The organism is Pantoea sp. X-Soil-YNGN-785 (assembly GCF_059730585.1).
In genome coordinates this window covers 2,874,185-2,900,655 of record NZ_AP035942.1, presented here as the reverse complement: position 1 = coordinate 2,900,655, position 26,471 = coordinate 2,874,185, and the positions used below count along the sequence as shown (strand labels likewise).

The 26,471-nt window shown below is 55.4% G+C and carries 26 protein-coding genes, 4 tRNA genes and 2 other RNA genes; 14 read left to right on the top strand and 18 right to left on the bottom strand.

Annotation, left to right across the window (positions count from 1 at the left end):
- Positions 1-199: 199 nt before the first annotated feature.
- From tkt to amiA, 4 genes are all read right to left on the bottom strand, one after another.
- Positions 200-2,200, bottom strand: coding sequence for a transketolase (gene tkt / locus AC6I8E_RS13430; RefSeq protein ID WP_497824093.1), 2,001 nt, complete (start codon positions 2,198-2,200; stop codon positions 200-202).
- A gap of 57 nt (positions 2,201-2,257) precedes the next feature.
- Positions 2,258-3,208 (bottom strand): transaldolase, encoded by a 951-nt coding sequence (gene tal, locus AC6I8E_RS13425; RefSeq protein ID WP_013358671.1) that lies wholly within the window; start codon positions 3,206-3,208, stop codon positions 2,258-2,260.
- A 346-nt stretch (positions 3,209-3,554) separates the two neighbouring features.
- The gene (hemF, locus tag AC6I8E_RS13420) at positions 3,555-4,469 is read right to left on the bottom strand and encodes an oxygen-dependent coproporphyrinogen oxidase (protein WP_442797722.1); all 915 of its coding nucleotides are present in this window, start codon (positions 4,467-4,469) and stop codon (positions 3,555-3,557) included.
- Between the two features lie 100 nt (positions 4,470-4,569).
- Positions 4,570-5,418 (bottom strand): N-acetylmuramoyl-L-alanine amidase AmiA, encoded by an 849-nt coding sequence (gene amiA / locus AC6I8E_RS13415; protein WP_013358669.1) that lies wholly within the window; start codon positions 5,416-5,418, stop codon positions 4,570-4,572.
- Positions 5,419-5,625: 207 nt separating this feature from the next.
- Between amiA and AC6I8E_RS13410 the strand changes: the two genes are divergently transcribed.
- The 10 genes from AC6I8E_RS13410 to AC6I8E_RS13365 all read left to right on the top strand — a co-directional run bounded on the left by AC6I8E_RS13410 (position 5,626) and on the right by AC6I8E_RS13365 (position 14,399).
- On the top strand, positions 5,626-6,051 hold the full coding sequence (locus AC6I8E_RS13410) for a GNAT family acetyltransferase (RefSeq protein WP_003848834.1): 426 nt from the start codon (positions 5,626-5,628) through the stop codon (positions 6,049-6,051).
- Complete coding sequence (locus AC6I8E_RS13405) at positions 6,041-6,508, top strand: DUF2919 family protein (RefSeq protein ID WP_497824092.1); 468 nt, start codon at positions 6,041-6,043, stop codon at positions 6,506-6,508. Before AC6I8E_RS13410 ends, AC6I8E_RS13405 begins: the two co-directional genes overlap by 11 nt.
- A gap of 65 nt (positions 6,509-6,573) precedes the next feature.
- On the top strand, positions 6,574-7,191 hold the full coding sequence (locus AC6I8E_RS13400) for an RpoE-regulated lipoprotein (protein WP_147789507.1): 618 nt from the start codon (positions 6,574-6,576) through the stop codon (positions 7,189-7,191).
- A 253-nt stretch (positions 7,192-7,444) separates the two neighbouring features.
- Positions 7,445-8,461: a sulfate ABC transporter substrate-binding protein gene (locus AC6I8E_RS13395; protein ID WP_095706821.1), complete on the top strand. Its 1,017-nt coding sequence runs from the start codon at positions 7,445-7,447 to the stop codon at positions 8,459-8,461.
- A complete protein-coding gene (cysT, locus tag AC6I8E_RS13390) occupies positions 8,461-9,294 on the top strand; it encodes a sulfate/thiosulfate ABC transporter permease CysT (protein ID WP_013358665.1) in 834 nt (277 codons plus the stop codon). Before AC6I8E_RS13395 ends, cysT begins: the two co-directional genes overlap by 1 nt.
- The gene (gene cysW, locus AC6I8E_RS13385) at positions 9,294-10,169 is read left to right on the top strand and encodes a sulfate/thiosulfate ABC transporter permease CysW (protein ID WP_013358664.1); all 876 of its coding nucleotides are present in this window, start codon (positions 9,294-9,296) and stop codon (positions 10,167-10,169) included. Before cysT ends, cysW begins: the two co-directional genes overlap by 1 nt.
- Complete coding sequence (cysA, locus tag AC6I8E_RS13380) at positions 10,159-11,247, top strand: sulfate/thiosulfate ABC transporter ATP-binding protein CysA (RefSeq protein WP_013358663.1); 1,089 nt, start codon at positions 10,159-10,161, stop codon at positions 11,245-11,247. Before cysW ends, cysA begins: the two co-directional genes overlap by 11 nt.
- An 81-nt stretch (positions 11,248-11,328) precedes the next feature.
- The gene (gene cysM, locus AC6I8E_RS13375) at positions 11,329-12,213 is read left to right on the top strand and encodes a cysteine synthase CysM (protein ID WP_033783827.1); all 885 of its coding nucleotides are present in this window, start codon (positions 11,329-11,331) and stop codon (positions 12,211-12,213) included.
- Between the two features lie 168 nt (positions 12,214-12,381).
- A complete protein-coding gene (locus AC6I8E_RS13370) occupies positions 12,382-13,062 on the top strand; it encodes a response regulator transcription factor (RefSeq protein WP_013358661.1) in 681 nt (226 codons plus the stop codon).
- Positions 13,059-14,399, top strand: a complete 1,341-nt coding sequence (locus tag AC6I8E_RS13365) for an ATP-binding protein (protein WP_497824091.1) — start codon at positions 13,059-13,061, stop codon at positions 14,397-14,399. The genes AC6I8E_RS13370 and AC6I8E_RS13365 overlap by 4 nt, the downstream gene beginning before the upstream one ends.
- A 61-nt stretch (positions 14,400-14,460) precedes the next feature.
- On the opposite strand, the gene crr is transcribed toward AC6I8E_RS13365, so the two are convergent.
- The 6 genes from crr to cysZ all read right to left on the bottom strand — a co-directional run bounded on the left by crr (position 14,461) and on the right by cysZ (position 19,415).
- Positions 14,461-14,961 carry a PTS glucose transporter subunit IIA gene (gene crr, locus AC6I8E_RS13360; protein WP_008926530.1) on the bottom strand — a complete coding sequence of 167 codons (501 nt, stop codon included), beginning with the start codon at positions 14,959-14,961 and terminating at the stop codon, positions 14,461-14,463.
- Positions 14,962-15,003: 42 nt separating this feature from the next.
- Positions 15,004-16,731 carry a phosphoenolpyruvate-protein phosphotransferase PtsI gene (ptsI, locus tag AC6I8E_RS13355; protein WP_013358659.1) on the bottom strand — a complete coding sequence of 576 codons (1,728 nt, stop codon included), beginning with the start codon at positions 16,729-16,731 and terminating at the stop codon, positions 15,004-15,006.
- Between the two features lie 161 nt (positions 16,732-16,892).
- Positions 16,893-17,150 carry a phosphocarrier protein Hpr gene (gene ptsH, locus AC6I8E_RS13350; protein WP_003848868.1) on the bottom strand — a complete coding sequence of 86 codons (258 nt, stop codon included), beginning with the start codon at positions 17,148-17,150 and terminating at the stop codon, positions 16,893-16,895.
- Between the two features lie 172 nt (positions 17,151-17,322).
- Positions 17,323-17,517 carry a hypothetical protein gene (locus AC6I8E_RS13345; protein ID WP_013358658.1) on the bottom strand — a complete coding sequence of 65 codons (195 nt, stop codon included), beginning with the start codon at positions 17,515-17,517 and terminating at the stop codon, positions 17,323-17,325.
- A gap of 20 nt (positions 17,518-17,537) precedes the next feature.
- The gene (gene cysK, locus AC6I8E_RS13340) at positions 17,538-18,506 is read right to left on the bottom strand and encodes a cysteine synthase A (protein ID WP_013358657.1); all 969 of its coding nucleotides are present in this window, start codon (positions 18,504-18,506) and stop codon (positions 17,538-17,540) included.
- Between the two features lie 141 nt (positions 18,507-18,647).
- Positions 18,648-19,415: a sulfate transporter CysZ gene (gene cysZ / locus AC6I8E_RS13335; RefSeq protein WP_095706823.1), complete on the bottom strand. Its 768-nt coding sequence runs from the start codon at positions 19,413-19,415 to the stop codon at positions 18,648-18,650.
- A 218-nt stretch (positions 19,416-19,633) separates the two neighbouring features.
- Here cysZ and zipA point away from each other — a divergent pair, with 218 nt between their 5' ends.
- The 3 genes from zipA to AC6I8E_RS13320 all read left to right on the top strand — a co-directional run bounded on the left by zipA (position 19,634) and on the right by AC6I8E_RS13320 (position 22,946).
- Complete coding sequence (gene zipA, locus AC6I8E_RS13330; RefSeq protein WP_033783817.1) at positions 19,634-20,632, top strand: cell division protein ZipA; 999 nt, start codon at positions 19,634-19,636, stop codon at positions 20,630-20,632.
- Positions 20,633-20,707: 75 nt separating this feature from the next.
- Complete coding sequence (gene ligA, locus AC6I8E_RS13325) at positions 20,708-22,726, top strand: NAD-dependent DNA ligase LigA (protein WP_312215818.1); 2,019 nt, start codon at positions 20,708-20,710, stop codon at positions 22,724-22,726.
- Position 22,727: 1 nt separating this feature from the next.
- Positions 22,728-22,946, top strand: a complete 219-nt coding sequence (locus tag AC6I8E_RS13320) for a DUF3820 family protein (RefSeq protein WP_041457009.1) — start codon at positions 22,728-22,730, stop codon at positions 22,944-22,946.
- A 27-nt stretch (positions 22,947-22,973) separates the two neighbouring features.
- On the opposite strand, the gene AC6I8E_RS13315 is transcribed toward AC6I8E_RS13320, so the two are convergent.
- Complete coding sequence (locus AC6I8E_RS13315; RefSeq protein ID WP_013358652.1) at positions 22,974-23,984, bottom strand: bile acid:sodium symporter family protein; 1,011 nt, start codon at positions 23,982-23,984, stop codon at positions 22,974-22,976.
- Between the two features lie 95 nt (positions 23,985-24,079).
- Between AC6I8E_RS13315 and AC6I8E_RS13310 the strand changes: the two genes are divergently transcribed.
- Positions 24,080-25,000 (top strand): LysR family transcriptional regulator, encoded by a 921-nt coding sequence (locus tag AC6I8E_RS13310; RefSeq protein WP_013358651.1) that lies wholly within the window; start codon positions 24,080-24,082, stop codon positions 24,998-25,000.
- Here the strand turns inward: AC6I8E_RS13310 and AC6I8E_RS13305 are convergent.
- The 7 genes from AC6I8E_RS13305 to AC6I8E_RS13275 form a co-directional block, all read right to left on the bottom strand.
- The gene (locus tag AC6I8E_RS13305) at positions 24,997-25,338 is read right to left on the bottom strand and encodes a FlxA-like family protein (RefSeq protein ID WP_013358650.1); all 342 of its coding nucleotides are present in this window, start codon (positions 25,336-25,338) and stop codon (positions 24,997-24,999) included. The two genes, AC6I8E_RS13310 and AC6I8E_RS13305, sit on opposite strands and share 4 nt — an antisense overlap.
- A 337-nt stretch (positions 25,339-25,675) precedes the next feature.
- A non-coding RNA gene (locus AC6I8E_RS13300) (RtT sRNA) lies at positions 25,676-25,809 on the bottom strand.
- 43 nt (positions 25,810-25,852) lie between these two features.
- A non-coding RNA gene (locus tag AC6I8E_RS13295) (RtT sRNA) lies at positions 25,853-25,986 on the bottom strand.
- A gap of 43 nt (positions 25,987-26,029) precedes the next feature.
- Positions 26,030-26,105: transfer RNA gene (locus AC6I8E_RS13290), tRNA-Lys, on the bottom strand.
- A 4-nt stretch (positions 26,106-26,109) separates the two neighbouring features.
- Positions 26,110-26,185: transfer RNA gene (locus tag AC6I8E_RS13285), tRNA-Val, on the bottom strand.
- A 34-nt stretch (positions 26,186-26,219) separates the two neighbouring features.
- Positions 26,220-26,295 (bottom strand) — tRNA-Val (locus tag AC6I8E_RS13280).
- A gap of 40 nt (positions 26,296-26,335) precedes the next feature.
- Positions 26,336-26,411 (bottom strand) — tRNA-Val (locus AC6I8E_RS13275).
- Positions 26,412-26,471: the final 60 nt, after the last annotated feature.

Here is a 26,471-nt window from a genome sequence, read left to right as displayed (position 1 = left end):
TGCATCAGGTCGCAGCCGCGTTATCCCGGCAGAATGACAGCAGGAAAAGACGGTCAGCCCGTACACAGGCAGCATTAAGTATGACGGCTCTATAGTAATCAGTTTGCGCGGAGCGGGAAGAGGGGAATGGATATTTTTTTATCTGCGAGGCTGCAAAATAAAATGGCCCTTCCCGATGAGGCCGGGAAGGGCAAATGCATTAAACCGGCTTGAGTAATGCTTCAGCGTGGCTGACGATGTTCTCAACCGTGAAGCCAAACTCCGGGAACAGCTGACTGGCTGGCGCGGATTCACCAAAGGTGGTCATGCCCACAATTGCGCCGTCCAGACCGACATACTTAAACCAGTAGTCAGCAATACCCGCTTCTACCGCCACACGCGCTTTCACGCCGCTCGGCAGCACGGATTCACGGTAAGCGGCATCCTGCGCATCAAACAGGTCAGTAGAAGGCAGTGAAACCACCCGCACCTTGTGACCACCTGATTTGAGCTTCTCAGCTGCACCCAGGGTGATCTCAATCTCTGAACCGGTCGCAATCAGAATGACTTCTGGCGTGCCGTCGCAATCCTTCAGCACGTAGCCACCGCGTTTGATGTTTTCGATCTGCTCCGGGGTGCGTTCCGGCTGCAGCAGATTCTGGCGTGACAGGATCAGGGCAGTCGGCCCATGATGGCGCTCGACAGCGGCTTTCCACGCCACCGCGGTTTCTACCTGATCGCATGGACGCCATACGCTCATGTTTGGCGTCAGACGCAGGCTGGCGATCTGCTCAACTGGCTGGTGCGTCGGGCCATCTTCGCCCAGACCGATCGAGTCATGGGTGTAGACAAGAATCTGGCGTGCCTTCATCAGCGCTGCCATACGCGCGGCGTTACGCGCATATTCGACAAACATCAGGAAGGTTGCGGTATAAGGCACGAAACCGCCGTGATGCGCGATGCCGTTACCAATTGCCGTCATACCAAATTCGCGCACACCGTAGTGGATGTAGTTACCCGCCGGATCCTCTTTGATCGATTTGGAACCCGACCAGATGGTGAGGTTACTCGGAGCCAGGTCAGCGGAACCGCCAAGGAATTCCGGCAGCATTTTGCCGTAGGCTTCCAGCGAGTTCTGAGACGCTTTACGGCTGGCAATTTTCTGCGGATTAGCCTGCAGATCCTGGATGAAACGGGTCGCTTCCGTTTCCCATGTGGCGGGCATTTCGCCATTCATACGGCGCTCATACTCTTTCGCCAGCTCGGGATGGGCCTCTTTATAAGCCGCAAACTTCGCATCCCAGGCTTTTTCGCGTTCCGCACCCGCTGCTTTGGCATCCCACTGCTGGTAGATTTCAGCCGGGATCTCAAATGCCGGATAGTTCCAGCCAAGCTGTTTACGGGTCAGCGCCACTTCGGCTTCGCCCAGCGCTGCGCCGTGCGATTCCTCTTTACCGGCTTTGTTCGGTGAACCGAAACCGATAATGGTGCGGCAGATAATCAATGAAGGCTTATCGGTGACGCTCTGCGCTTCTTTGATCGCCTCGCGGATAGCATCAGCGTCATGGCCGTCGATGTCGCCGATCACATGCCAGTTGTAGGACTCAAAACGTTTATGCGTATCGTCGGTAAACCAGCCCTCGGTTTCGCCATCGATGGAGATGCCGTTATGGTCATAGAAGCCGATCAGTTTGCCCAGACCCAGCGTGCCCGCCAGAGAACAGACTTCGTGCGAGATCCCTTCCATCAGACAGCCGTCGCCCATGAACACATAGGTATGGTGGTCGACGATTTCATGGTCCGGACGGTTAAACTGTGCAGCCAGCGTGCGCTCAGCAATCGCCAGGCCCACGGCATTAGCCAGGCCCTGACCCAGTGGGCCGGTGGTGGTTTCAACGCCTGGGGTATAGCCGATTTCCGGGTGACCCGGCGTTTTAGAGTGCAGCTGACGGAAATTTTTCAGCTCTTCAATCGGCAGGTCATAACCGCTCAGGTGCAGCAGGCTGTAAAGCAGCATCGAGCCGTGGCCGTTGGAGAGGATGAAGCGGTCGCGATCAAGCCAGGCGGGATTAGCTGGATTGTGCTGGAGGAAGTCGCGCCACAACACTTCGGCGATATCGGCCATACCCATCGGCGCACCGGGGTGGCCTGAGTTTGCCTTCTGGACTGCATCCATGCTCAGTGCACGAATCGCGTTTGCCAACTCTCTGCGTGAGGACATAAAGTTCTCCCTTGTTATGCATCAGGGCGGGAAAGTCCCGCCCGATTAAAATAAAGACTACAGGCGTGCGGCGAGCACATCTTCCAGCTTCTGCTGGTCAACCGCGAACTGGCGGATGCCGTCAGAGAGTTTTTCGACTGCCATTGGATCCTGGTTATGTTCCCAGCGGAACTCCGCCTCGGAGAGCGGCGACGGCTGATGGAAGCCCTCGGTAGAGGGTTCCAGTTTGCGCTCCAGCGGCGCATCGCTGTTCTGCAGCTCTTCCAGCAGGTTCGGCGACAGCGTCAGGCGATCGCAGCCGGCCAGCGCGATAATCTGCTCCACTTTACGGAAGCTGGCGCCCATGATGATGGTGCTGTAACGGTGCTTTTTGTAGTAGTCATAGATACGACGCACAGATTTTACGCCTGGATCTTCATCCGCCACGTACGGTTCCAGTGGCTTGCGTGAGTTGTACCAGTCGTAGATACGGCCCACGAACGGGGAGATCAGGAACACGCCCGCTTCGGCACAGGCACGCGCCTGCGCGAAGGAGAACAGTAGCGTCAGGTTACAGTGGATGCCGTTCTTCTCCAGCTCTTCCGCTGCACGGATGCCTTCCCAGGTGGAGGCCAGCTTGATCAGCACGCGTGAACGGTCGATGCCGTGCTCTTCATACATCCGAATCAGTTTTTCTGCTTTGGTGACACACATGCCACGATCGAAGGAGAGGCGCGCATCCACTTCGGTCGAAACACGGCCTGGTATGCTTTTCAGGATTTCCATACCGAGGTTGATCGCCACTTTGTCGCTGGCGTTGATAATCTGCGTCTCTTTGCTGCCGCCCTGTTTTTTCGCGTACTCAATCGCGTCATCCATCAGGTGCTTATATCCTTCCAGACCGGACGCTTTCAGAATGAGTGAAGGGTTGGTGGTGGCGTCTTCCGGGTGGTAATTACGAATCGATTCGATATCACCACTGTCCGCCACCACGGTGGTGAACTGTTTTAGGGCTTCTAGCTGGTTCATCTCTAAACTCCTTGAAAAGAAAAATGAAAGCGAACAGGGTGCACCTCAGGCCTCGCAGCCGGTCTGTGGCATGTTCTGCTACCGGTAACGCGAACCCATAACATTGCAACAGAGACTTTCTGATGAAAATGCGGTTTCTCTGATTGTTGCGCTGCGAGGCGGTGCGAAGGAGCCGTCATGCGGTTTTTACCGTGGGGTGCGCCATATTCCATCCTTAAGCATAGCAGTCAGGACGAATGACGCAGGTAACACTGTAGCAATCTGTGCCCTGTGAAACGGAACGGGTCGGTCGGGAGAAAGGTAAGCGCAGCGCGGATTACGGGCCGCGCTGCAGCAGGAGAAGCGATCAGACGGGGAGGTTCAGCCAGTTTTTTACCGGCAGGAAATCGCGATAGAGCGCAGCTTCAGGCGAGTCGGCATCGGGCTGATAATCATATTCCCAGCGCACCAGTGGTGGCATCGACATCAGAATCGATTCCGTACGGCCGCCGGTCTGCAAACCAAACAGCGTGCCACGGTCCCACACCAGATTAAACTCCACATAGCGACCACGGCGGTAGAGCTGGAACTGGCGCTCACGATCGCCCCACGGGTGATCTTTACGGCGCGCCACAATGGGCCGATAGGCATCCATAAAGCCGCGGCCTACTGCCTGCATAAAGCTGAAGCTTTGCTCAAAGTCGGGCGTGTTGAGATCGTCAAAAAAGAGGCCGCCAATGCCGCGCTGCTCATCACGATGCTTCAGATAGAAGTAATCATCACACCACTTTTTATAGCGCGGATAGACATCCTCGCCAAAAGGCTGACAGAGACTGGCGGCGGTCTGATGCCAGTGCAGCGCGTCTTCTTCAAAGCCATAAAACGGCGTCAGGTCAAAGCCGCCACCAAACCACCAGACCGGATCGGCCCCCGGTTTCTCTGCGATAAAAAAGCGCACGTTGGCGTGGCTGGTCGGCACATAGGGGTTATTCGGGTGGATCACCAGCGACACGCCCATCGCTTCAAAGCTACGACCGGCCAGCTCAGGCCGGTGCGCGGTCGCTGATGCCGGCATCTGATCGCCATGCACATGCGAAAAGTTGACGCCCGCCTGCTCAAACACCGTGCCGTTGCGCAGGACGCGGCTCTGACCGCCGCCGCCGCCAGGGCGCTGCCAGCTATCTTCAGCAAACTGTGCGCCGCCATCTTCAGCCGCCAGCTGGTTACAAATCTCATCCTGCAATGCGAGCAGGAACGCTTTTACGCGGGAAATATCAGCCATCTTTTCGCTTATCGTTTGTCAAAGTCTGACGCGATTATACGCAAAACCGCGCCGCTTGCATGAGCGCGGCGCGTCGCACGATGCAAACCAGCCAGACGAATCAGGCGTTGCGGCGGTCAAACTCATCGAAGTAGTTGACGATGCCGCTGGCAATCGCTGAAGCAATTTTCTGGCGAAACGCGGTAGTGCCGAGCAGCTGCTCTTCACGGGGATTGGTAATAAAGGAGGTTTCGACCAGCACCGAGGGAATCGACGGTGACTTGAGCACCGCGAAGGCCGCCTGCTCGGTATGCTGGCTGTGCAGATGGTGCACCGGGCGGATCTGATCCAGCACGTGCTTGCCCAGCGTCAGGCTGTTTTTGATGGTATCGGTCTGCACCAGGTCGAACAGAATCTGCTGCAGATAGTGATCCTGCTGCTGTGCCTTTACGCCGCCCAGTTTGTCCGCATCGTTCTCACGCTGTGAGAGATAACGTGCCATCGAGCTGCTGGCACCGCGGTTAGAGAGCGCAAACACCGAGGCACCGCTGGCATCGGGGCTGGTAAAGCCGTCGGCATGAATCGACATAAAGAGATCGGCACCGTGCTGGTGGGCGATTTCCACCCGCTGATAAAGCGGAATAAAGTGGTCACTGTCGCGGGTCAGGCGCACTTCAATGCGCGGATGGCTCTGAAGCTGCCGCTGCACGTTACCGGCAATCTCCAGCACGATATGCTTCTCTTCAGAACCCTCTTCACCCACCGCACCAGAGTCGATGCCACCGTGCCCCGGATCGATCATCACGATGCGTTTACCGTTTTTCGCTGGCGGGGCAGGGCGCGTATGGCGATTTGCCCCGGTAAGGCCCGACTGCTCTTTAGCCTGAATCGCACGCGGCGATAAAATGGCCAGAGCCAGACCGGAAAGAAGTAACTGACGACGATGAATCAAACGTTTAAGCAGCTGCATGTACGGGTCCGGTAACAGGAATCTTGCCGGTGTTATAGCCTAAGGCTCTGTTGCCTGCGATCACAGAACCATTTCAGGGCATTACTTTGTATTGCAGGTCGCGAACAGAAAATTTGCGCTTTTTTATTTTCCGCCGGTCATCGAGGGTTGCGTGCGGCAGAGAATGCGTGATAATCAGCAAATTGTGCTTATCTGCAGGTAAATAAGATGGAAATCCGCGCCTTCCGCCAGGAAGATTTTGAAGAAGTGATCACCTTATGGGAACGTTGCGATTTGTTACGGCCATGGAACGATCCGGAGCTGGATATCGAACGCAAAATGAATCACGACCCCGATCTCTTTCTGGTTGCTGAAGTGGGCGGCGTGGTCGTTGGCACGCTGATGGGCGGTTACGATGGCCATCGCGGCGCGGCGTATTATCTGGCGGTGCATCCTGACTATCAGGGACGCGGCTTTGCCAATGCCCTGATGAACCGTCTGGAGAAGAAACTCATCGCGCGCGGCTGTCCGAAACTGCATCTGATGATCCGCGAAGAGAACGATCAGGTGGTGGCGTTCTATGAAAAGCTCGATTATGAGCCGGTCGACGCGCTGCTGTTTGGTAAACGTCTGATCGAAGATCGTGAATACTAATCCGTTGCCTAGCTATTCGCCGGACGAGTATGACGCCAGAGGGCAGCTGCGGCTGCCGTTTCTTTTTTGGCCGATCCTGTTACTTCAGGCGCGGACCTGGCTGCTGCTGGTGATGGCCGGAGCGTCACGGCAGCAGGGCAACGACCTGCTGGCACTGTTCTATCCGGATCGTCAGGCGTTCTGGGTCGGCCTGGCGCTGGGTTTACCGGCGCTGGCGGGCCTGCTGCTGACCGGCTATCGCACGCGACTGCCGCGCCTCTGGCAGCACTGGCGCAGCGTGTTAGCGCTGTCGCTGCTGGTGAATCTGCTCTGGCAGGGCTGGCAGTTTGTGCAGGGCGATCTGCTAAGTTCGCCGCTGCCGTTGCTGCTGACGCTGTTCGACCTGCTGGCGCTGATCTGGCTGCAATCGAATCGTCGCTGTCGCGACTGCTTTCTGCCTGAACATCATCTCAACTAAACTTTTTGTCGCTTTGCGACTCCAATCAGTTCCGCCTTTACGGCATCGCATTTACAGGAGTTCTCATGAAAGCTGTTCGTTCCACGCTACTGATCGCCGCCGTTGCACTGAGCGGCTGTGCCAGTTCGGGTTCCGGCGCTGACAGCAGCCAGCAGGCAAGCTGGTGGAATCCGCTGACGTATCACTGGTCTTCGGTGCTGCCGTGGAACTGGTTCGGTTCCTCGCTGACCGCGACTGAACAGGGTGTAGGGGGATTAACCGCCTCCACCGCCATGAAAGAGGACGCGATTAAGGACGGACTGAACGGTGACTATACCCTGCGTCAGGGCATGCGCAGTCAGAACGGTCAGGTGGTCTCTTTCTGGCAGGCGCTGGATGACGGCAAGGTCAAGCTGGTGATTTACGGACAGTCGCAGATCGAACGTATTGAGGTGATGGACAGCGCGATTGCCAGCAGTGACGGCAGTAAAGTGGGCGACGCCTTCAGTAATAAATTCAGCAAAGCCTTCGACAACTGCACACTCGCCAGCGGCACTGATGCGCGTGACGTGGCGTGCCGTGCGCCTGGCAGCCAGCATCTGACCTATGTCTATCACGGCGACTGGCACGGACCGGAGGGATTGATGCCCTCTGACGATACCCTGAAAAACTGGAAAATCAGCAAGATTGTCTGGCAGCGTTAATCTTTTTCTTCAGCGTGCCGCCCCTCCGGCGGTCGCTGAACCCTCGTAAAACCCCTGCCCGCATGGGCTGCACGCGGTTCCTCTCCTCCATCGGCTTTTGCTGATTTCTGCATAAACTCTGCCGTCGTCTTATGCTTTTTTCGACTTTGAAATCATCAAACGATATATAAAACCGTTACTGGTTTTCACTGAGTTATAAATAAACTGATGCCTCAGCGGGTGAGATCCGCATCAAACTTTTTCAGGGTGCCAAATGACATTACAAGCGATGAAAAAAATCGTGAGCGGTATCGCGTTGTCGCTGAGCCTGGCCGGCGCAGCCAATGCCACTGAACTTCTTAATAGCTCATACGATGTATCGCGGGAGCTGTTTGTCGCCCTGAATGCTCCGTTTGTTAAACAGTGGGATGCCAGTCACCCGACTGATCCCCTGACCATTAAGATGTCGCACGCCGGTTCATCGAAGCAGGCGCTGGCTATCCTGCAGGGACTGCGCGCAGATGTGGTCACGTACAACCAGGTAACAGATGTGCAGGTGTTGCACGATAAAGGCAATCTCATTGCCGCAGACTGGAAAAGCCGTCTGCCGAACAACAGCTCGCCTTTCTACTCCACCATGGCGTTTCTGGTGCGCAAAGGGAATCCAAAGCAGATTCATGACTGGTCAGATTTGACCCGCAGCGATGTGAAGCTGATTTTCCCGAACCCGAAAACCTCGGGTAATGGCCGCTATACCTACCTGGCCGCCTGGGGCGCAGCAGATAAAGCGGACGGCGGCGATCAGGCCAAAACCCGTGCCTTTATGACGCAATTCCTGAAAAACGTGGAAGTGTTCGACACCGGTGGTCGTGGCGCAACCACCACCTTTGCTGAGCGCGGCCTGGGCGACGTACTGATCAGCTTTGAGTCGGAGGTGAATAACATCCGCAACCAGTACGGTAAAGATGAATACGAAGTGGTGGTGCCGAAAACCAACATTCTGGCGGAATTTCCGGTGGCATGGGTGGATAAGAATGTCGCCACTAATAAAACCGCTGATGCGGCCAGCGCCTACCTGAACTATCTCTACACGCCAGAAGCGCAGAATATTATTACTCACTACTATTATCGTGTGAACAATCCACAGCTGATGGCGGAGCAGAAAGATCGCTTCCCGCAGACCCGCCTGTTCCGGGTCGAAGATGCCTTTGGCGGCTGGGATAAAGTGATGCAGACGCATTTCGTCAGCGGCGGTGAGCTCGATAAATTGTTAGCGGCGGGGCGCGGATAATGTTTGCAGCCAGCCATAAACGCGTGTTGCCCGGCTTCGGTCTCAGCCTGGGTACCAGCCTGCTCTTTACCTGTCTGATCCTGCTGTTGCCGATTAGCGCCGTGATCATGCAGCTGTCGCAGATGACGCTGCAACAGTACTGGGATGTCGTGACCAACCCTCAGCTGGTGGCCGCCTACAAGGTGACACTGCTCTCTGCCGGTGTCGCGTCCCTGTTTAATGCGGTGTTCGGCATGCTGATGGCATGGATATTGACCCGTTATCGTTTTCCTGGCCGGACACTGCTGGATGGCCTGATGGATCTGCCGTTTGCACTGCCAACTGCGGTAGCAGGTCTGACCCTGGCCGGACTCTTTTCGGTCAACGGCTGGTACGGACAGTGGTTCGCCCAGTTCGACATCAAAATTTCATACACCTGGATTGGTATCGCCATTGCCATGGCCTTTACCAGCATTCCGTTTGTTGTGCGTACCGTCCAGCCGGTGCTGGAAGAGTTGGGCCCTGAGTATGAAGAAGCGGCCGAAACGCTGGGTGCTACGCCGTGGCAGAGCTTCCGACGCGTCGTGCTGCCGGAAGTCGCGCCTGCGCTGCTGGCCGGTACGGCGCTCTCCTTTACCCGCAGCCTGGGTGAGTTTGGTGCGGTAATCTTTATTGCCGGTAACATCGCCTGGAAGACGGAAGTCACCTCGCTGATGATTTTTGTCCGGCTGCAGGAGTTCGACTATCCGGCAGCCAGCGCTATCGCCTCGGTGATCCTGGCGGCATCGCTAATTCTGTTGTTCGCGATTAATACATTGCAGAGCCGCTTTGGCCGTCGTCTGGGAGGTCACTAATGGCCGAGGTTTCACAACTTAATCACGCGGCGCGTCAGCCTGTGAACTGGGGCAAATGGCTGCTGATTGGTATCGGCGCGCTGATCTCAATTCTGCTGCTGGTGGTGCCGATGGCCTCCATCTTCTGGGAAGCGCTGAATCAGGGGCTGATTGTCGCGCTCAGCAATCTGGCCGATCCGGACATGCTGCACGCCATCTGGCTGACTGTGCTGGTGGCGCTGATTACCGTTCCGGTGAACCTGGTGTTCGGCACGCTGCTCGCCTGGCTGGTGACGCGCTTTACCTTTCCGGGCCGTCAGCTGCTGCTGACCCTGTTTGATATTCCTTTTGCCGTGTCGCCCGTCGTAGCTGGTCTGATGTATCTGCTGTTCTGGGGCGTGAATGGCCCGGCAGGCGGCTGGCTGGATGCACATAACATCCAGATTATGTTTGCCTGGCCTGGCATGGTGCTGGCGACGGTGTTTGTGACCTGTCCGTTTGTCGTGCGCGAACTGGTGCCGGTGATGCTGAGCCAGGGCAGTCATGAAGATGAAGCGGCGGTGCTGTTAGGCGCGTCCGGCTGGCAGATGTTCCGTCGTGTGACGCTGCCGAACATTCGCTGGGCGCTGCTGTATGGCATCGTCCTGACCAACGCCCGTGCGATTGGTGAATTTGGTGCGGTCTCGGTGGTATCGGGATCGATTCGCGGTGAGACCTACACCTTACCGCTTCAGGTTGAATTATTGCATCAGGACTACAATACCGTTGGCGCGTTTACTGCCGCCGCCCTGTTAACCCTGATGGCAATTGTGACGCTGTTTCTGAAAAGTATTGTGCAGTGGCGTTTAGAGCAACAGCACAAACGCCTGCAACAGGAGGGAAATCATGAGCATTGAGATTAACAAGATCAACAAGTCCTTTGGTCGCACCTCGGTGCTGAACGATATCTCTCTGGATATTGCCTCAGGTGAAATGGTGGCGCTGCTTGGCCCGTCAGGCTCGGGTAAAACCACGCTGCTGCGCATTATTGCCGGGCTGGAGCATCAGAACAGCGGTCAGATCCGTTTTCACGGCAACGATGTCAGCCGCCTGCATGCGCGCGATCGTCAGGTCGGCTTTGTCTTCCAGCACTATGCGCTGTTCCGCCATATGACGGTATTCGACAACATCGCCTTTGGCCTGACCGTGCTGCCGCGTCGTGAACGCCCTTCAGCGGCGGAGATCAAACAGCGTGTAACCCGTCTGCTGGAGATGGTGCAGCTGGCCCATCTGGCGAACCGCTTCCCGGCACAGCTGTCAGGCGGCCAGAAGCAGCGTGTGGCGCTGGCGCGTGCGTTGGCAGTTGAGCCGCAGATTTTGCTGCTGGATGAACCTTTTGGCGCGCTGGATGCTCAGGTGCGTAAAGAGCTGCGCCGCTGGCTGCGTCAGCTTCATGAAGAGATTAAATTCACCAGCGTGTTTGTGACCCACGACCAGGAAGAGGCGATGGAAGTCGCGGATCGCGTGGTGGTGATGAGTCAGGGCAACATTGAGCAGGTCGGCACGCCAGATGATGTATGGCGCGATCCGGCGACCCGCTTTGTGCTGGAGTTCCTGGGGGAAGTGAATCGCTTTGATGGCGAAATTCAGGGATCGCAGTTCCATGTCGGCGCGCACCACTGGCCGCTGGGTTATACCTCAGCTCATCAGGGCGCGGTTGAGCTGTTCCTGCGTCCGTGGGAAGTCGACGTGTCACGCCGCAGCAGTTTAGAAACCCCGCTGCCGGTGCAGGTGCTGGAAGTCAGCCCGCGTGGCCACTTCTGGCAGCTGGTGGTTCAGCCTGCTGGCTGGCAGAGCGAGCCGTTCTCACTGGTGTTTGAAGGTGAGCAGACAGCCCCGATTCGCGGCGAGCGCCTGTTTGTTGGCTTGCAGCAGGCGCGGCTCTATAAGGGCGACACGCCGCTGCGCGCAGTTGCCTTTGCACAAAGCGCCTGATATTTTCTCATCAACACCGGGCGGGAGTGTCACTCCCGCCTTTTTTTCGCCTCTCGTTTGTAAGATGCCAGGAACTGCACCGTGACGACTCTTGAACATACCATCGGCAATACCCCGCTGATTAAGCTGCAGCGCCTGACGCCAGCTAACGGCAGTGAGGTCTGGCTCAAGCTGGAAGGCAATAATCCGGCAGGCTCGGTAAAAGATCGCGCGGCCTGGTCAATGATCAATCAGGCGGAGTTGCGCGGTGAAATTTCACCCGGCGATCAGCTGATTGAAGCCACCAGCGGCAACACCGGCATTGCGCTGGCGATGATCGCGGCGATGAAAGGCTACCGACTTCGCCTGCTGATGCCGGACAACATGAGTCAGGAGCGGCAGGATGCGATGCGTGCGTATGGCGCAGAGCTGATTCTGGTGCCGCGGGAGCAGGGCATGGAGGGCGCACGCGATCTGGCACTGGCGATGGCGGCGCGTGGTGAAGGCCGGGTGCTGGATCAGTTTAATAATCCCGATAACCCGCTGGGTCACTATCAGACCACCGGGCCGGAGTTGTGGCAGCAGTCGAACCAGCGCATGACCCATTTTATCTCCAGCATGGGCACCACCGGCACGATCACCGGCGTGGGACGTTTCCTGAAAGAGCACAACACGGGCGTGCAGGTGATCGGTTTACAGCCGAGTGAAGGCAGCAGTATTCCGGGCATTCGTCGCTGGCCGCTGGCCTATCTGCCGGGGATCTACCGCCCCGACTTAGTGGATGATGTGATGGATATGACGCAGAAAGAAGCGGAAGAGACCATGCGGGCGCTGGCTCGCCGTGAAGGTATTTTCTGTGGCGTCAGTTCGGGCGGCGCGGTGGCGGGTGCGCTGCGTATTGCGCAGGCAAATCCGGGCAGCGTCGTGGTGGCGATCGCCTGCGATCGTGGCGATCGTTATCTCTCGACCGGACTCTATCATCAGTAATCTCTGCTAATACGGAACCAGACCTGTGCGCGCCTTTAACGCCCACAGGTCTTTTTTTTAGCCAGCACTCCCATAACGGATAGACTGAATCTGTAAGGATCGCGTAAATCAGGCTGCGCGAATGCCCGGCACAGGACAAAATAGCGCCAATTCTGTCGAGAGATAACCATGAAAATTTTGCTTGTTGATGATGATGTCGAATTAGGCACGATGTTAAGCCAGTACCTTATTGCCGAAGGATTTGATGCCCAGCTGGTGCTGACCGGCAGCGCCGGGATTCAGGGCGCGCTCTCCGGCGAGTTCACTGCCATGATTCTGGATATTATGCTGCCCGACATGAGTGGCATCGATGTGTTACGTCAGGTGCGCCAGAACAGCCGGATACCGGTGATCATGCTGACTGCCAAAGGCGATAATATTGATCGCGTGATCGGCCTGGAGATGGGGGCGGATGACTATATGCCTAAACCCTGTTATCCCCGTGAACTGGTCGCCCGCCTGCGCGCGGTATTGCGCCGTTTCGAGGAGCAGGTACCGCAGCCGGATGCTAAAGAGCCGCTGCGCTGGGGAGACCTGACGCTTAATCCTGCCACCCGAATGAGTGAATGGCAGGGCAAAACCTTCGATCTGACTGCTTCAGAATTTAATCTGCTGGATCTGCTGCTGCGCGCGCCGGACAGGGTCGTGTCAAAAGATGAACTCTCTGAAAAGGGGCTGGGTCGTCCGCGTGAAGCCTACGATCGCAGTGTTGATGTGCACATTAGCAACATTCGCCAGAAGCTTAGCGCGTTAACCGCTGATAGCATCAATATCGAAACCGTACGCAGCATCGGTTATCGCATTCGATGAAACAGAGTTACCGCGGTCGCATGTTCTGGAAGATCTTTATCGGCTTCTGGGTCGTTTTTGTCATCATGAGCCAGCTTATCTGGCTCGGTTTTTCGCTTTCCGGTAAACGGCATGAACCGCCTGAAATAATGGCTATCCGTCGCATCATTGATCTGCAGATGACCTCTGCTGCATCGGTGCTGGAGCGGGGCGGGCCTGATGAGCTGAATGCGATGCTGTCTGACTGGGATGAAACTGACCGTCAGTTCTTTCACGTTACGCAGCAGACTAAATCGCCACAATCCCAGAACAGCGGCAACCTGGATTTCAGGGGCCGTCTTCCTGAAGAGGTGGTGCGCTGGGTACAGGGTGCGGATGGCAAAGAATATCAGCTGCGCTACGACCTGGATGGTATGCGCATGAACAGCAAACAGAACATGATGCCGCGAAAATTTTTGAATATTCCCGAGCCGATGTTTGTCTTCGCCGGTTCGGTGGGGTTGCTGTTCAGTCTGCTGCTGGCCTGGAATCTGACGCAACCCATGCGTCAGTTGCGGGAGGGATTTTCCCGCGTCGCCGAGGGCGATCTAAGCGTGCGTCTGTTCCCGATTATGCGTAAGCGCCACGACGAGATTTCAAATGTCGCAGAAGCGTTTGATGCCATGGTTGAGCGGCTTGATACCCTGGTGCGCGCCCGGGAAGAGCTGCTGCACGATATCTCACATGAGCTTCGTTCACCGCTGGCGCGACTGCAGCTGGCGACCGGACTTGCCAGACAGACGCCAGAAAGCGTAAACAGTTCGCTTGATCGCATTGATGAAGAGGCGCGTCGTCTGGACAAAATGATAGGTGAACTGCTAACGCTGTCGCGGGCTGAACATGAAAGCATCCCAGATGAGCAATATTTTGACCTGACCGGATTGCTGGAGGCGGTCATCACCGATGTCCGCTATGAAGCACAGATCCCTGGTGTGCAGGTGGAGTTACAGGTTGACGAGCGGGGCGATTACACCGTGCGCGGCAATGCGGAGTTGATACGGCGCGGTGTCGAGAACGTCTTACGCAATGCGCTGCGCTTCTCTTTGCCTGGGCAGCGGATTGAGGTCGACTTACGCGCAGAGCAGCAGTGGCTGGCGATTCAGGTGCGCGATCAGGGGCCGGGTGTCGATGAGGAGAAACTCTCCAGTATTTTCGACCCGTTTGTGCGGGTGAATTCGCCGCTGATGGGCAAAGGTTATGGTCTGGGACTGGCTATCGTGCGTAAAGTGATCCTGGCGCATCATGGTGAAGTTGAGGCGCGGAACCGGCCAGAAGGCGGACTTGAACTGACGCTGCGCCTGCCACACTGGCAGGGTTAAAACTTCATACAGCAGAAACGATAACGGCACCCGCAGGTGCCGTTATGTTATATACGAATGCTTACTTCCTGATGCGAATTACCGGCGTTTCGCCGACGGTGACCTGGCCAGACAGCTTAATCAATTCCTTGATTTCATCCATGTTGGAGATGACAACCGGTGTCAGGGTTGATTTTGCTTTCTCTTCCAGCAACGGCAGATCGAACTCAATAACCACGTCGCCTTTTTTGACCTTCTGGCCTTCTTCAGCAATGCGTTTGAAGCCTTCACCTTTCAGTTCAACCGTATCGATACCGAAGTGGACGAACAGCTCGATGCCGTTGTCTGATTCGATCGAAAAAGCGTGATTGGTTTCAAAAATCTTGCCGATAGTGCCATCAACAGGCGCAACCATTTTGTTGCCGCTGGGTTTGATCGCAATACCGTCGCCCACGATTTTTTCTGCAAACACCACATCTGGTACGTCTTCAATGTTCACGATTTCGCCTGACAGAGGCGCTACGATGTCGATTGTCCCAGCGCTATCCGTTTTTTCGCCAAAAAGTTTAGAAAACAAACCCATGATCTTCTCCTAAGCAGTAATTTGGGGCCAGCATCATGCAGGTTAGCAGAGCGTTTTTTCCTTAATGAACTTGTTAACCAGGCTCATTAAGTCTTCCGCTGTCGGTTGAGCCAGTGCCTGCTCTGCCAATGCCTTCGCATCTTCAAAATTAGTATTACGAATGATTTTCTTGATGCCAGGGATAGAAATGGCACTCATGCTGAACTCGTCCAGCCCCATTCCCAGTAACAGTAGTGTAGCACGTTCATCACCTGCCAGCTCACCACACATGCCGGTCCATTTACCTTCAGCGTGAGATGCATCAATGACTTGCTTGATTAAGTTAAGCACAGACGGCGTCATTGGGTTGTACAGGTGCGAGATCAAATCATTACCACGATCGACCGCCAGAGTATACTGCGTCAGATCGTTTGTCCCAATACTGAAGAAGTCGACTTCCTTCGCCAGGTGATGGGCAATGACGGCTGAAGCCGGGGTCTCTACCATGATGCCGACTTCGATGCTTTCATCAAAGGCTTTACCTTCTTCACGCAACTGCGCTTTCAGCAGTTCCAGTTCCGCTTTCAGGCTGCGTACTTCTTCAACCGAAATGATCATCGGGAACATGATGCGCAGTTTACCGAAGGAGGAGGCGCGCAGGATGGCACGCAGCTGTGCATGCAGAATCTCTTTACGGTCCATCGCGATACGGATAGCACGCCAGCCGAGGAACGGGTTCTCTTCTTTCGGCAGGTTCATGTAAGGCAGATCTTTGTCACCGCCAATATCCATGGTACGCACGATAACGGCCTGTGAACCCATCGCTTCAGCAACGGCTTTATACGCCTGGAACTGCTCTTCTTCACTTGGCAGAGAGTCGCGATCCATGAACAGGAATTCGGTACGGTAGAGGCCAACGCCTTCCGCGCCGTTACGCTCAGCACCGGCGATATCACGCACAGTACCGATGTTGGCACAGACTTCAACCTGATGGCCATCCAGCGTCACGGCTGGCAGATCTTTAAGCTTGGCTAATTCGTGTTTTTCCGACAGATATTGGTTCTGTACGGCTTTCAGCTCTTCCTGAATCGCTTCCGAAGGATTGACGTGAATCGCATTGTTAACGCCATCCAGGATCAGGAAATCGCCGTTTTTAACCGTGACGGTTACATTGCCGGTGCCGACAATAGCCGGGATTTCCAGCGAGCGCGCCATGATTGAGGTATGTGAGGTACGGCCACCCAGATCGGTGATAAAGCCCAGCACCTTTTTCAGGTTCAGCTGTGCGGTTTCTGACGGCGTTAAATCTTTGGCCACCAGAATGGATTCGTCCGGAATCGCGCTCAGGTCAACGATGTGCAGACCGAGGATGTTTTGCAGCAGACGCTTACCGATGTCACGCACGTCAGCCGCACGCTCTTTCAGGTATTCGTCATCTAACTCTTCCAGTGCTTTCGCCTGGCCATCAATGACCGAATAAGCAGCAGCATCGGCAGTCGCGTGATCTTTTTTGATCAGGTCGATGATTTCCTGCTCCAGCTCTTCATCTTCCAGCAACATGATGTGGCCTTCGAAGATGGCTGCTTTCTCTTCACCGAGGGTTTCACCCGCTTTGACGCGAATCGCTTCCAGTTGTAATGCCGCTTTGCTGCGGCCATCGAGGAAGCGCTGAACTTCCTGCTCAACCTGGTCATCAGAAATTTTCTTGCGGTTGATGACGATCTCGTCTTCTTTCAGCAGCAGTGCTTTGCCGAAAGCGATACCTGGTGATGCTAAAATGCCTGAAATCATAACGCTACCTTTTAATCACGATGGCTGATGGGACTCTTTGCGGTGCCATTGTCGCGGGACACGTACTCTACGAAAGCAATAACGCGGACAGGTTGTCCGCGATCAAGATGTTTGCACTCAATGGCGCAGAGGAGTCTATTGGCTGGAGAGCTGAGCGGAGGTTACTCCAGTTCAGCCATCAGTTTGACCAGATGCTCAACTGCTTTCTGCTCGTCTTCACCTTCCGCGGAAAGGGTCACAACCGTTCCCTGGGTTAAACCCAGCGTCTGCAGTTTGAACAGGCTTTTCGCGCTCGCTGATTTGCCGTTAGAGGTCACGGTGATTTCTGACTGGAAAGCTTTGGCTTCTTTAACGAATTGCGCAGCTGGGCGAGTATGCAGACCGTTTGGTGCAGTAATGGTAACTTCTTGCTGGAACATTCTATTTCCCCAACGTTATCAGGATGAGTGTTATGGATCTAAAGTCTAGCCTGGAGCCTTCACTTTAGCCTGTGTAGGTGCGCGGGTATAGCTTCATGCTGACCAAAGACGCGCATGCGTCAAATCTACAATCCGTTGCGTCTCAAAACCGATTCTACACGTCACCGGTTAATTATGCCGTGATTCGCCGTTTCACTGAATCCGTAAATCGATTCAGCTTGATCCACTTCAAATGCGGATTAATTTCAGGCATCGAAATAATTGGCAGTCTGAATACCAGATCGGCATCACTGAAATCAATCTGCCGGGTGGCGAAAGTGAGATCTGCACCACAAAAAAGCACCCGAATGGGTGCTTTTTTCGACATTTTCAGACTATCTGCTCCGGCTACTGCAGCTCTTTCTCAGTGAAGAGATCGGCGAACAGCGCGGTACTCAGATAGCGTTCGCCAGAGGAGGGCAGAATCACCACGATGTTTTTATTTGCGAAGGTTTCGTCTTCCTGCAGCTTCAGCGCGGCGGCGACGGCAGCACCGGAAGAGATACCGGCGAGGATACCTTCTTCTTCCATCAGCCTGCGCGCCGTACTGATCGCTTCTTCATTGGTAATGGCCACTACGCGGTCAACCAGGTTCAGCTCAAGGTTACCCGGAATAAAGCCGGCACCAATACCCTGAATTTTGTGCGGGCCGGGTTTAATCTCTTCACCTGCCAGCGCCTGCGCAATCACCGGTGAATCGGTCGGCTCAACCGCGACAGTAATCAGTTCTTTTTTGCCTTTGGTGTTTTTGATGTAGCGACTCACGCCGGTCAGCGTACCGCCGGTGCCGACACCGGCAATAAAGACATCCACTTCGCCATCGGTGTCTTCCCAGATTTCCGGGCCGGTGGTCTTTTCGTGGATTTCCGGGTTAGCCGGGTTGCTGAACTGCTGCAGCAGCACATATTTGTCCGGGTCGCTAGCGACAATCTCTTCCGCTTTGCCAATGGCACCCTTCATGCCTTTAGCACCTTCGGTCAGAACCAGCTTCGCGCCCAGCGCCTTCAGCAGCTTACGACGTTCCACCGACATGGTTTCCGGCATGGTCAGCGTGAGTTTGTAACCACGCGCAGCAGCCACGTAGGCCAGCGCAATACCGGTGTTACCGCTGGTCGGTTCCACCAGCTCAATGCCGGGTTTCAGAATACCGCGTTTCTCTGCGTCCCAAATCATATTGGCACCGATACGGCATTTAATGCTGAAACTCGGGTTACGGGATTCAACTTTCGCAAGAATGCGGCCGTTACCGATGCGGTTCAGTCGAACCAGCGGCGTATGACCAATTGTCAAAGAGTTGTCTTCATAGATCTTACTCATAGCCTGCCCTTAACTGTATGAATTATTGGGAACCCTATGAGCATACCTGTTCTGCCTGGGGGCGGAAGGAAAGAAATCGTATATCTATATGCCCCCCGGCAATAAGCCCTGCGAAAAAGAGCATAAGGCGCGCTGATGAGTCTAGCGCACCTCATTGCGTGCCAGCTGCGGCCGGTAGCGATCGACCCACATGGCGGTGGCACCGCAAACGGCAACCGGCATAATCACGAGGTTCAGGATCGGAATCATAGTGAACAGGCTGGTGAGTGCGCCGAACTGCATATTCGCGGTTTTGTGGCGACGCAGGGCGTTCCGCATCTGCTGAAACGGCACTTTATGGTTGTCGAACGGATAGTCGCAATACTGAATGGATAACATCCAGGCACTGAACAGGAACCACAGAACGGGCGCAACCGTCTGACCAAAGCCAGGAATAAAGTAGAGCAGCAGCAGTCCCAGCGCACGGGGCAGATAATAGCCCAGCTTCTGCAACTCGCGCTTCATGATGCGCGGCACATCTTTGATCATTCCTGCCCAGCCGCTGTCAGGCAGGGGCTTGCCGGTCAGACGGCCTTCCAGCTGTTCGGCCAGCAGGCCGCAGAAAGGAGCGGCAATAAGGTTTGCCAGCGTCGAGAAGAAGTAGCTGAACACCAGCACAATCGCTATCACCGACAGCGGCCATAACAGATAGCTCAGCCACTGCAGCCAGTCGGGAATATGGGCCATCAGGCGCGGGATCCAGTCACCGAGACGATAGAACAGCCAGATGAATGCGCCACCGAGCATAATAATGTTAATCAGCAGCGGCATCACCACAAAGCGGCGAATACCAGGCAGACGGACCAGTTTCCAGCCCTGGCTAAAGTAGTGCGTGCCGTTAAAATCTGAGACCGAATTCTCACGGGCCATAAAGCCATTTCTCCTGAAAGTGTTGAGGCGCGCCCACTATAACCTGGCTTTTTCTCCAGGCCAGGTGCCGTTTGGGTAAAAAAACAGCGAAAAAGCGTGGGTTGCCTATCTTATTTGTCAGAAAATAGTGCACAGACTTGCACTTGTGTAGCAGGGCAAATACAGTTAGAGGATAAAGTTTGCCGCGGTGGCAAGGTATTGGAACAACAGAGAATACAATGATGCAGGATTTGCGTCTGATATTAATCGTTGTTGGCGCGATCGCCATTATAGCGCTCCTTCTTCACGGGCTGTGGACCAGCCGTAAAGAGCGTTCGTCAGTGTTCCGCGATCGCCCGCACAAACGTCTGAAACAACGTGAAGAACATGATGAGCAGGACCTGATTGACGACGAAGATGACGGCGTCGGCGAGGTTCGCGTTCGTTCCGATCGAAGCACACACCAGGAACCGCGTTTCGATGAGATTCGTGAGCCACAGCCAGAAGCGCCGCGTAAGCAAGCGCCTGCTGAGCCTGTGCGTCAGCCTGCGCCACGACCCGCACCGCAACCTGAACCAGAAAGCGATCCGCTTTTCAACACGGCGCCGAAGCCTGCTCCGCAGCCGCGCCCAGAACCGGTTCGTCAGCAGCCTGCACCGACATTTGTTGCGCCGCCCGTTCAGGCTGACCCGCTGCTGGATCTCGATCCGCTGGAATCTGTCCAGCCCGCTCCGCAGTACCAGGCAGAACCTGAGCCACAGCCTGAAGTAACGCCGGCTCCCGCGCCTTCACAGCCTGCAGCGAAAGCGCCAGCGGAAAAACCGAAAGAAGCGGTACTGGTGCTGCATGTTGCCGCCCATTCGGGCGGTGAGCTGAACGGTGAGGCATTGTTGCAGGGGATTCTGCAGGCGGGCTTCCAGTTTGGTGAAATGAATATTTTCCATCGTCATCTCAGTCCTGCAGGCAGCGGTCCGGTCCTGTTCAGTCTGGCTAACATGGTTAAGCCAGGCTCGTTCAACCCGGACCTGATGACCGATTTCAGCACGCCAGGCATCTCTATCTTTATGATGGTGCCTTCTTATGGTGACGCGAATCAGAACTTCAAGCTGATGCTGCAGTCGGCACAGCGTATCGCTGATGACGTTGGCGGTGTCGTGCTGGATGATGAGCGTCGCATGATGACGCCGCAGAAGCTGGAAACCTACAAAGCGCGTATCCGCGATGTGGTTGGCGTCTGAGACCTGCGCTGACCGCTATCTGAATTGTTAAAATAAACCCCCGCCTGTCGGGGGTTTTTTATCTGATGGGGCTATATGAAATCCGTCCAGGATCACATCACCGAACTGCGCACCACGTTGCGCCATCACGAATATCTCTATCACGTCATGGATGCGCCGGAAGTGCCGGATGCCGAATACGATCGTCTGATGCGTGAACTGCGTCAGCTGGAAGAGGAACACCCCGATCTCATTACCCCGGACTCGCCGACGCAACGCGTAGGTGCTGCGCCGCTAACGGTATTTGAGCAGGTCCGCCACGAAGTCCCGATGCTGTCGCTGGACAACGCCTTTGATGAAGCCACGTTCATGGCTTTCAACAAGCGCGTGCAGGATCGGCTGAAAAGCAGTGACGACATTACCTACTGCTGTGAACTCAAGCTCGATGGGGCTGCAGTCAGCCTGATGTATGAAAATGGCCTGCTGGTCCGGGCCGCGACGCGCGGTGACGGTACTACCGGCGAGAACATTACCGCCAACGTTCGTACCATTCGCGCGATTCCGCTGCGGCTAAAAGGCGACAATATCCCGGCCCGGCTGGAAGTCCGCGGTGAAATATTTATGACGCAGCGCGGCTTCGAAAAGCTGAATGAGGAAGCGCGACGCACTGACGGCAAAGTTTTTGCTAACCCGCGCAACGCAGCGGCAGGCTCTCTGCGTCAGCTTGATCCGCGCATTACCGCTAAACGTCCGCTGACCTTCTTCTGCTACGGTTTCGGCCTGCTGGAAGGCGGGGAGATGCCGCACAGTCACATGGGGCGCCTGCAACAGTTTAAAGCCTGGGGCCTGCCGGTCAGCGACCGCATTAAGCTGGTTCACAACGCCGAAGAAGCCCTGGCTTTCTATCGGGATATTGAGCAACAGCGTCCGAACCTGGGTTTTGATATTGATGGCGTGGTGATCAAGGTCGATTCACAGGCATTACAGGAGCAACTGGGCTTTGTGGCGCGCGCACCGCGCTGGGCGATTGCCTTCAAATTCCCGGCACAGGAACAGCTGACCTGGGTACGTGACGTCGAATTCCAGGTTGGCCGCACGGGCGCTATCACGCCGGTGGCTCGTCTTGAGCCGGTGCAGGTGGCAGGCGTCATCGTCAGCAATGCCACGCTGCATAATGCGGATGAAATCGAGCGGCTGGGATTACGCATTGGCGACCGTGTGGTGATTCGCCGTGCCGGTGATGTGATCCCGCAGGTGGTCAACGTAGTGATCGCTGAACGCCCTGAAGAGACGCGTGAAGTAGTCTTTCCTGCCCATTGCCCGGTCTGTGGTTCCGAGGTGGAGCGGGTCGAAGGCGAGTCAGTCACGCGCTGCACTGGCGGTCTGATCTGCGGTGCGCAACGTAAAGAGGCACTGAAGCACTTTGTCTCGCGTCGGGCGCTGGATGTGGACGGTATGGGCGATAAGATTATCGATCAGCTGGTGGAAAAAGAGTACGTCAATACGCCTGCCGATCTGTTCCGTCTCACGGCCGGCAAGCTGACCGGGCTGGATCGCATGGGGCCTAAATCGGCGCAGAATATCGTCGAGGCGCTGGAGAAAGCGAAGTCGACCACGCTGGCGCGTTTCCTCTATGCGCTGGGCATTCGCGAAGTGGGTGAGGCTACTGCCGCCAATCTGGCTAACCATTTTGGTGAATTACAAAAGGTGATGGATGCCGATCTTGAGGCACTGATTGCCGTGCCGGATGTCGGCAAAGTCGTTGCCGCACACGTGCGCAACTTCATGGAGGAGGAGAGCAACCGTGAGGTTATCCGTCAGCTGACAGACGACATCGGCATTCACTGGCCGCAGGTGGTCGTGGTGAAAGCCGAAGAGATCGACAGTCCATTTGCCGGTAAAACGGTGGTGCTGACCGGTTCGCTGTCGCAGATGAACCGCGATGATGCCAAAGCGCAGCTTATCGCGCTGGGGGCAAAAGTCAGCGGCAGCGTATCGAAGAAAACCGATCTGCTGATTGCCGGTGAAGCGGCCGGTTCAAAGCTGGCGAAAGCACAGGAGCTGGGCATTGAAGTGATTGATGAAGCGGAAATGATCCGCCTGCTGGGTGCCTGAAATGGATGAGCATCAGCTGGTGGCGATAGCCAATACGCCTATGCCGTTTGGCAAATACAAAGGGCGGATGCTGATCGATCTGCCTGAGCCTTATCTGCTCTGGTTTGCCCGCAGTGGCGACTTTCCGTCTGGTCAGCTTGGTGATCTTATGCAACTGACCCTGACCATAAAAACAGAGGGCCTGGAGGGATTAGTTAAGCCGCTCCAGACCCGCACATAATCGTGCCCGCACAGGCGGGCAACGGTTTTACTTCTGAGACTCCATCACTGAATCTTTCACCTGCAGAGCCTGCTGTTTCTCATTGGTCTTCTTGTAGCGTCCGGCGATAAACGAGCAGACCATCAGTTGTACCTGATGGAAAATCATCAGCGGCAGCACAATAATCCCCACCGTACTGGCCGGGAACAGAATATTCGCCATCGGCACGCCATTCGCCAGACTCTTCTTCGAGCCACAAAACAACACCACGATTTCATCGGCGCGCTTAAAGCGGAACAGACGCGAAGCCAGCAGATTGATGAGCAGCACGGCGGTCAGCAGAATAATGGAACCGGCCACAATCCACACCAGCGTCATTAATCCAACGCGATGCCAGATGCCGTTCACCACGGCTTCACTGAAGGCGGAATAGACTACCAGCAGAATCGAAGTCTGGTCAGTTTTGCCAATCAGGCTACGGTGTTTCTCAATCCAGCCACCGATCCAGCGACGTGAGAGGTGACCCAGAATGAAAGGCACCATCAGTTGCAGCATAATCTTACCGATTTGCTCCAGACCATCACTCGGCGCGCTGCTGTGGATATCCATAACCAGATTCACCAGCAACGGTGAAATAAACACACCCAGCAGGCTCGATGCCGAGGCGCTGCACACCGCTGCCGCGACATTCCCGCCCGCCATTGAGGTAAAGGCGATAGCAGACTGGACGGTAGCCGGCAGGATACAAAGGTAGATAAAGCCGGTATAAATTTCCGGGCCGACATCAACCGGATGCCACCAGACCAGCAGCAGACCCAGCGCCGGAAACAGCACAAAGGTGCTGAACATGATCCACAGATGCAACTGCCAGTGACTGCTGCCTGCGATGATCTTTTCACGCGAAAGTTTGGCACCGTGCATAAAGAACAGCAGCGCTATCGCTGCCGTCGCGAGGTAACTGAAGATATCAACGTAGATCCCTTTTGCTGGCAGGAAAGAGGCCAGCAGCACGGTGATGATCAGTTTAACCATCATCGGATCGAGTTTTAGAAAGCCCATTGCTAAATTCCGGTAAATTATTCAATAGCGCGATTGTGCGGCAAGTAGTTTTAGAAATAAAATTGATTTATTGAATTAATCTATGAGCGAAATCGATGAATTATACCCTGCGTCAGCTGCGAACGTTTATTGCTGTGGCCCACTATGGTGGCTTCAGTCAGGCAGGGCAGGCGATAGGCCTGAGCCAGTCGGCAGTCAGCCACAGTATTAAAGAGCTGGAAGCCGAAACCGGCGTGCGGTTGCTGGACAGAACCACCCGGGAGGTGATGCTGACAGAGGCGGGAAAACAGCTGGCGTCACGCATGGAGCGCCTGCTGGAGGAGATTCATACCACGCTACTGGACATCCGAAGTTTTGGCGAGCAGCGCAGTGGAACGGTCAGAGTGGCAGCCAGCCAGACCATTTCCGCGCATCTGATGCCGCAATGTCTGGCCGCCAGCCAGCACCATTTTCCCGATATCAAAGTGATTCTTCACGATCGCGCCCAGCAATGGGTGCTGCAAAGTGTGCGTAACGCCGAAGTCGATTTCGGCATCGTGATTGGGCCGCTCAGCGACAGCGATTTCGATAGCATCGCGATTCTGGATGAGCCTTTCCTGCTGTTATGTCGCGAAGATGATCCGCTGGCGAAAGTGGAAAGGGCTGAATGGGCGATGCTCGATGGTCGCACGATGGTATTGCAGGATTACGCTTCAGGCAGTCGGGTTTTGATTGATGCGGCAATGCAGCAGCAGAATATCAGGGCTGAAGTCGTGCAGGAGATTGGTCATCCCGCCACGCTGTTCCCGATGGTACAGGTGGGAATCGGCATCAGTATTCTGCCTGCGCTCGCGTTACCCTTACCAGCGGATCGCGCCCTCACGGTGCGGCGTCTCTATCCGGAAATTAATCGTAGCCTGACGCTAATTAAACGTAAAAACCGCTCGCTGACCCCGGCTGCCGAAGCGATCTGGCAGGAGGTACGCCAGCAGGCGATGCTGCTGGCGCAACAACGCGCGGTTAAACCGGCGTTTTAGATATAAACGTCAACTTTGTTAGTATCGGTTGGGCGGTTAATCCCGTCCGCTTTGATCTCACTGACGGGCGAACTGTCACTTTTTGGCTGATCCTGCTCAGCCTGTTTCTGTTCCAGTTGCGCAATCTGTGCCTGCAGCATGGTGATTTGTGACTGGTACATCTGCTGCATCTCAGACTTCTGTTCGTCAGTCAGTTCTTTATTGTCAGCCAGCTCCTTAACCTGCGTTAACACACCCTGAATCTGTTTATTCAGTGCCGCAACCTGCGAGGCCACACTGCCGCCGCCGCTGTCACCGCTACTGACCGCACTGCTTAAAATTCCGGAAATTGAAGACATCATTTTCTCCCTGTAAGTGGTCACATGCGTTATCGGCACGCTGCGAAACGACTTGAGAGCGTAGATTGTTAAGGTTTCGAAAAGGCAGGCGCTTATTTAAGAAGCCAATGTCAGTGCAGCAGAAACGAAAAAAGCGCCCAAAAGGCGCTTTATTCTGAATGGGTGGGTCGTGCAGGATAGCCTCGGCCCATAGTGGGCCTCGCCCTCCAAGTGATGCTGTCGCATCAGCCTGAATCGCCGGACGATTCAGTCGAACCTGCAGCAGGTTCTCATCCTGCACAGTAGAGTCCGTGCCCCGGAAACGAAAAAAGCGCCTAAAAGGCGCTTTATTCTGAATGGGTAGGTCGTGCAGGATAGCCTCGGCCCATCCTGGGCCTCGCCCTCCGGGTGATGCTGTCGCATCAGCCTGAATCACCGGGCGATTCAGTCGAACCTGCAGCAGGTTCTCATCCTGCACAGTGAAGTCCGTGCCCCGGAAACGAAAAAAGCGCCCCAAAGGCGCTTTATTCTGAATGGGTGGGTCGTGCAGGATAGCCTCGGCCCATCCTGGTCCTCGCCCTCCGGGTGATGCTGTCGCATCAGCCTGAATCACCGGGCGATTCAGTCGAACCTGCAGCAGGTTCTCATCCTGCACGGTAGAGTCCGTGCCCCGGAAACGAAAAAAGCGCCCCAAAGGCGCTTTATTCTGAATTGGTGGGTCGTGCAGGATTCGAACCTGCGACCAATTGATTAAAAGTCAACTGCTCTACCAACTGAGCTAACGACCCGAAGTGGTGGGTGATGACGGGTTCGAACCGCCGACCCCCTCCTTGTAAGGGAGATGCTCTACCAACTGAGCTAATCACCCACTTCGTACTTCGATACTGCTAACAGGCAAGATATGGTGGGTGATGACGGGTTCGAACCGCCGACCCCCTCCTTGTAAGGGAGATGCTCTACCAACTGAGCTAATCACCCATATCTTCATACCTGTTCACTGCGGGCACCCTGTTAAGAGTGGTGGGTGATGACGGGTTCGAACCGCCGACCCCCTCCTTGTAAGGGAGATGCTCTACCAACTGAGCTAATCACCCCCGCTGTGTGGAGTCGCATTATAGGGATAGTTGATTTTGAGTCAACGCTTTTTAAAACAT

Excerpts from the sequence above, each read along its gene's own strand:
- tkt (WP_497824093.1), bottom strand. The coding sequence starts at position 2,200 with ATGTCCTCACGCAGAGAGTTGGCAAACGCGATTCGTGCACTGAGCATG.
- tal (WP_013358671.1), bottom strand. The coding sequence starts at position 3,208 with ATGAACCAGCTAGAAGCCCTAAAACAGTTCACCACCGTGGTGGCGGAC.
- hemF (WP_442797722.1), bottom strand. The coding sequence starts at position 4,469 with ATGGCTGATATTTCCCGCGTAAAAGCGTTCCTGCTCGCATTGCAGGAT.
- amiA (WP_013358669.1), bottom strand. The coding sequence starts at position 5,418 with ATGCAGCTGCTTAAACGTTTGATTCATCGTCGTCAGTTACTTCTTTCC.
- AC6I8E_RS13410 (WP_003848834.1), top strand. The coding sequence starts at position 5,626 with ATGGAAATCCGCGCCTTCCGCCAGGAAGATTTTGAAGAAGTGATCACC.
- AC6I8E_RS13400 (WP_147789507.1), top strand. The coding sequence starts at position 6,574 with ATGAAAGCTGTTCGTTCCACGCTACTGATCGCCGCCGTTGCACTGAGC.
- AC6I8E_RS13395 (WP_095706821.1), top strand. The coding sequence starts at position 7,445 with ATGACATTACAAGCGATGAAAAAAATCGTGAGCGGTATCGCGTTGTCG.
- cysT (WP_013358665.1), top strand. The coding sequence starts at position 8,461 with ATGTTTGCAGCCAGCCATAAACGCGTGTTGCCCGGCTTCGGTCTCAGC.
- cysW (WP_013358664.1), top strand. The coding sequence starts at position 9,294 with ATGGCCGAGGTTTCACAACTTAATCACGCGGCGCGTCAGCCTGTGAAC.
- cysA (WP_013358663.1), top strand. The coding sequence starts at position 10,159 with ATGAGCATTGAGATTAACAAGATCAACAAGTCCTTTGGTCGCACCTCG.
- AC6I8E_RS13370 (WP_013358661.1), top strand. The coding sequence starts at position 12,382 with ATGAAAATTTTGCTTGTTGATGATGATGTCGAATTAGGCACGATGTTA.
- AC6I8E_RS13365 (WP_497824091.1), top strand. The coding sequence starts at position 13,059 with ATGAAACAGAGTTACCGCGGTCGCATGTTCTGGAAGATCTTTATCGGC.
- crr (WP_008926530.1), bottom strand. The coding sequence starts at position 14,961 with ATGGGTTTGTTTTCTAAACTTTTTGGCGAAAAAACGGATAGCGCTGGG.
- ptsI (WP_013358659.1), bottom strand. The coding sequence starts at position 16,731 with ATGATTTCAGGCATTTTAGCATCACCAGGTATCGCTTTCGGCAAAGCA.
- ptsH (WP_003848868.1), bottom strand. The coding sequence starts at position 17,150 with ATGTTCCAGCAAGAAGTTACCATTACTGCACCAAACGGTCTGCATACT.
- AC6I8E_RS13345 (WP_013358658.1), bottom strand. The coding sequence starts at position 17,517 with ATGTCGAAAAAAGCACCCATTCGGGTGCTTTTTTGTGGTGCAGATCTC.
- cysK (WP_013358657.1), bottom strand. The coding sequence starts at position 18,506 with ATGAGTAAGATCTATGAAGACAACTCTTTGACAATTGGTCATACGCCG.
- cysZ (WP_095706823.1), bottom strand. The coding sequence starts at position 19,415 with ATGGCCCGTGAGAATTCGGTCTCAGATTTTAACGGCACGCACTACTTT.
- zipA (WP_033783817.1), top strand. The coding sequence starts at position 19,634 with ATGATGCAGGATTTGCGTCTGATATTAATCGTTGTTGGCGCGATCGCC.
- ligA (WP_312215818.1), top strand. The coding sequence starts at position 20,708 with ATGAAATCCGTCCAGGATCACATCACCGAACTGCGCACCACGTTGCGC.
- AC6I8E_RS13320 (WP_041457009.1), top strand. The coding sequence starts at position 22,728 with ATGGATGAGCATCAGCTGGTGGCGATAGCCAATACGCCTATGCCGTTT.
- AC6I8E_RS13315 (WP_013358652.1), bottom strand. The coding sequence starts at position 23,984 with ATGGGCTTTCTAAAACTCGATCCGATGATGGTTAAACTGATCATCACC.
- AC6I8E_RS13310 (WP_013358651.1), top strand. The coding sequence starts at position 24,080 with ATGAATTATACCCTGCGTCAGCTGCGAACGTTTATTGCTGTGGCCCAC.
- AC6I8E_RS13305 (WP_013358650.1), bottom strand. The coding sequence starts at position 25,338 with ATGTCTTCAATTTCCGGAATTTTAAGCAGTGCGGTCAGTAGCGGTGAC.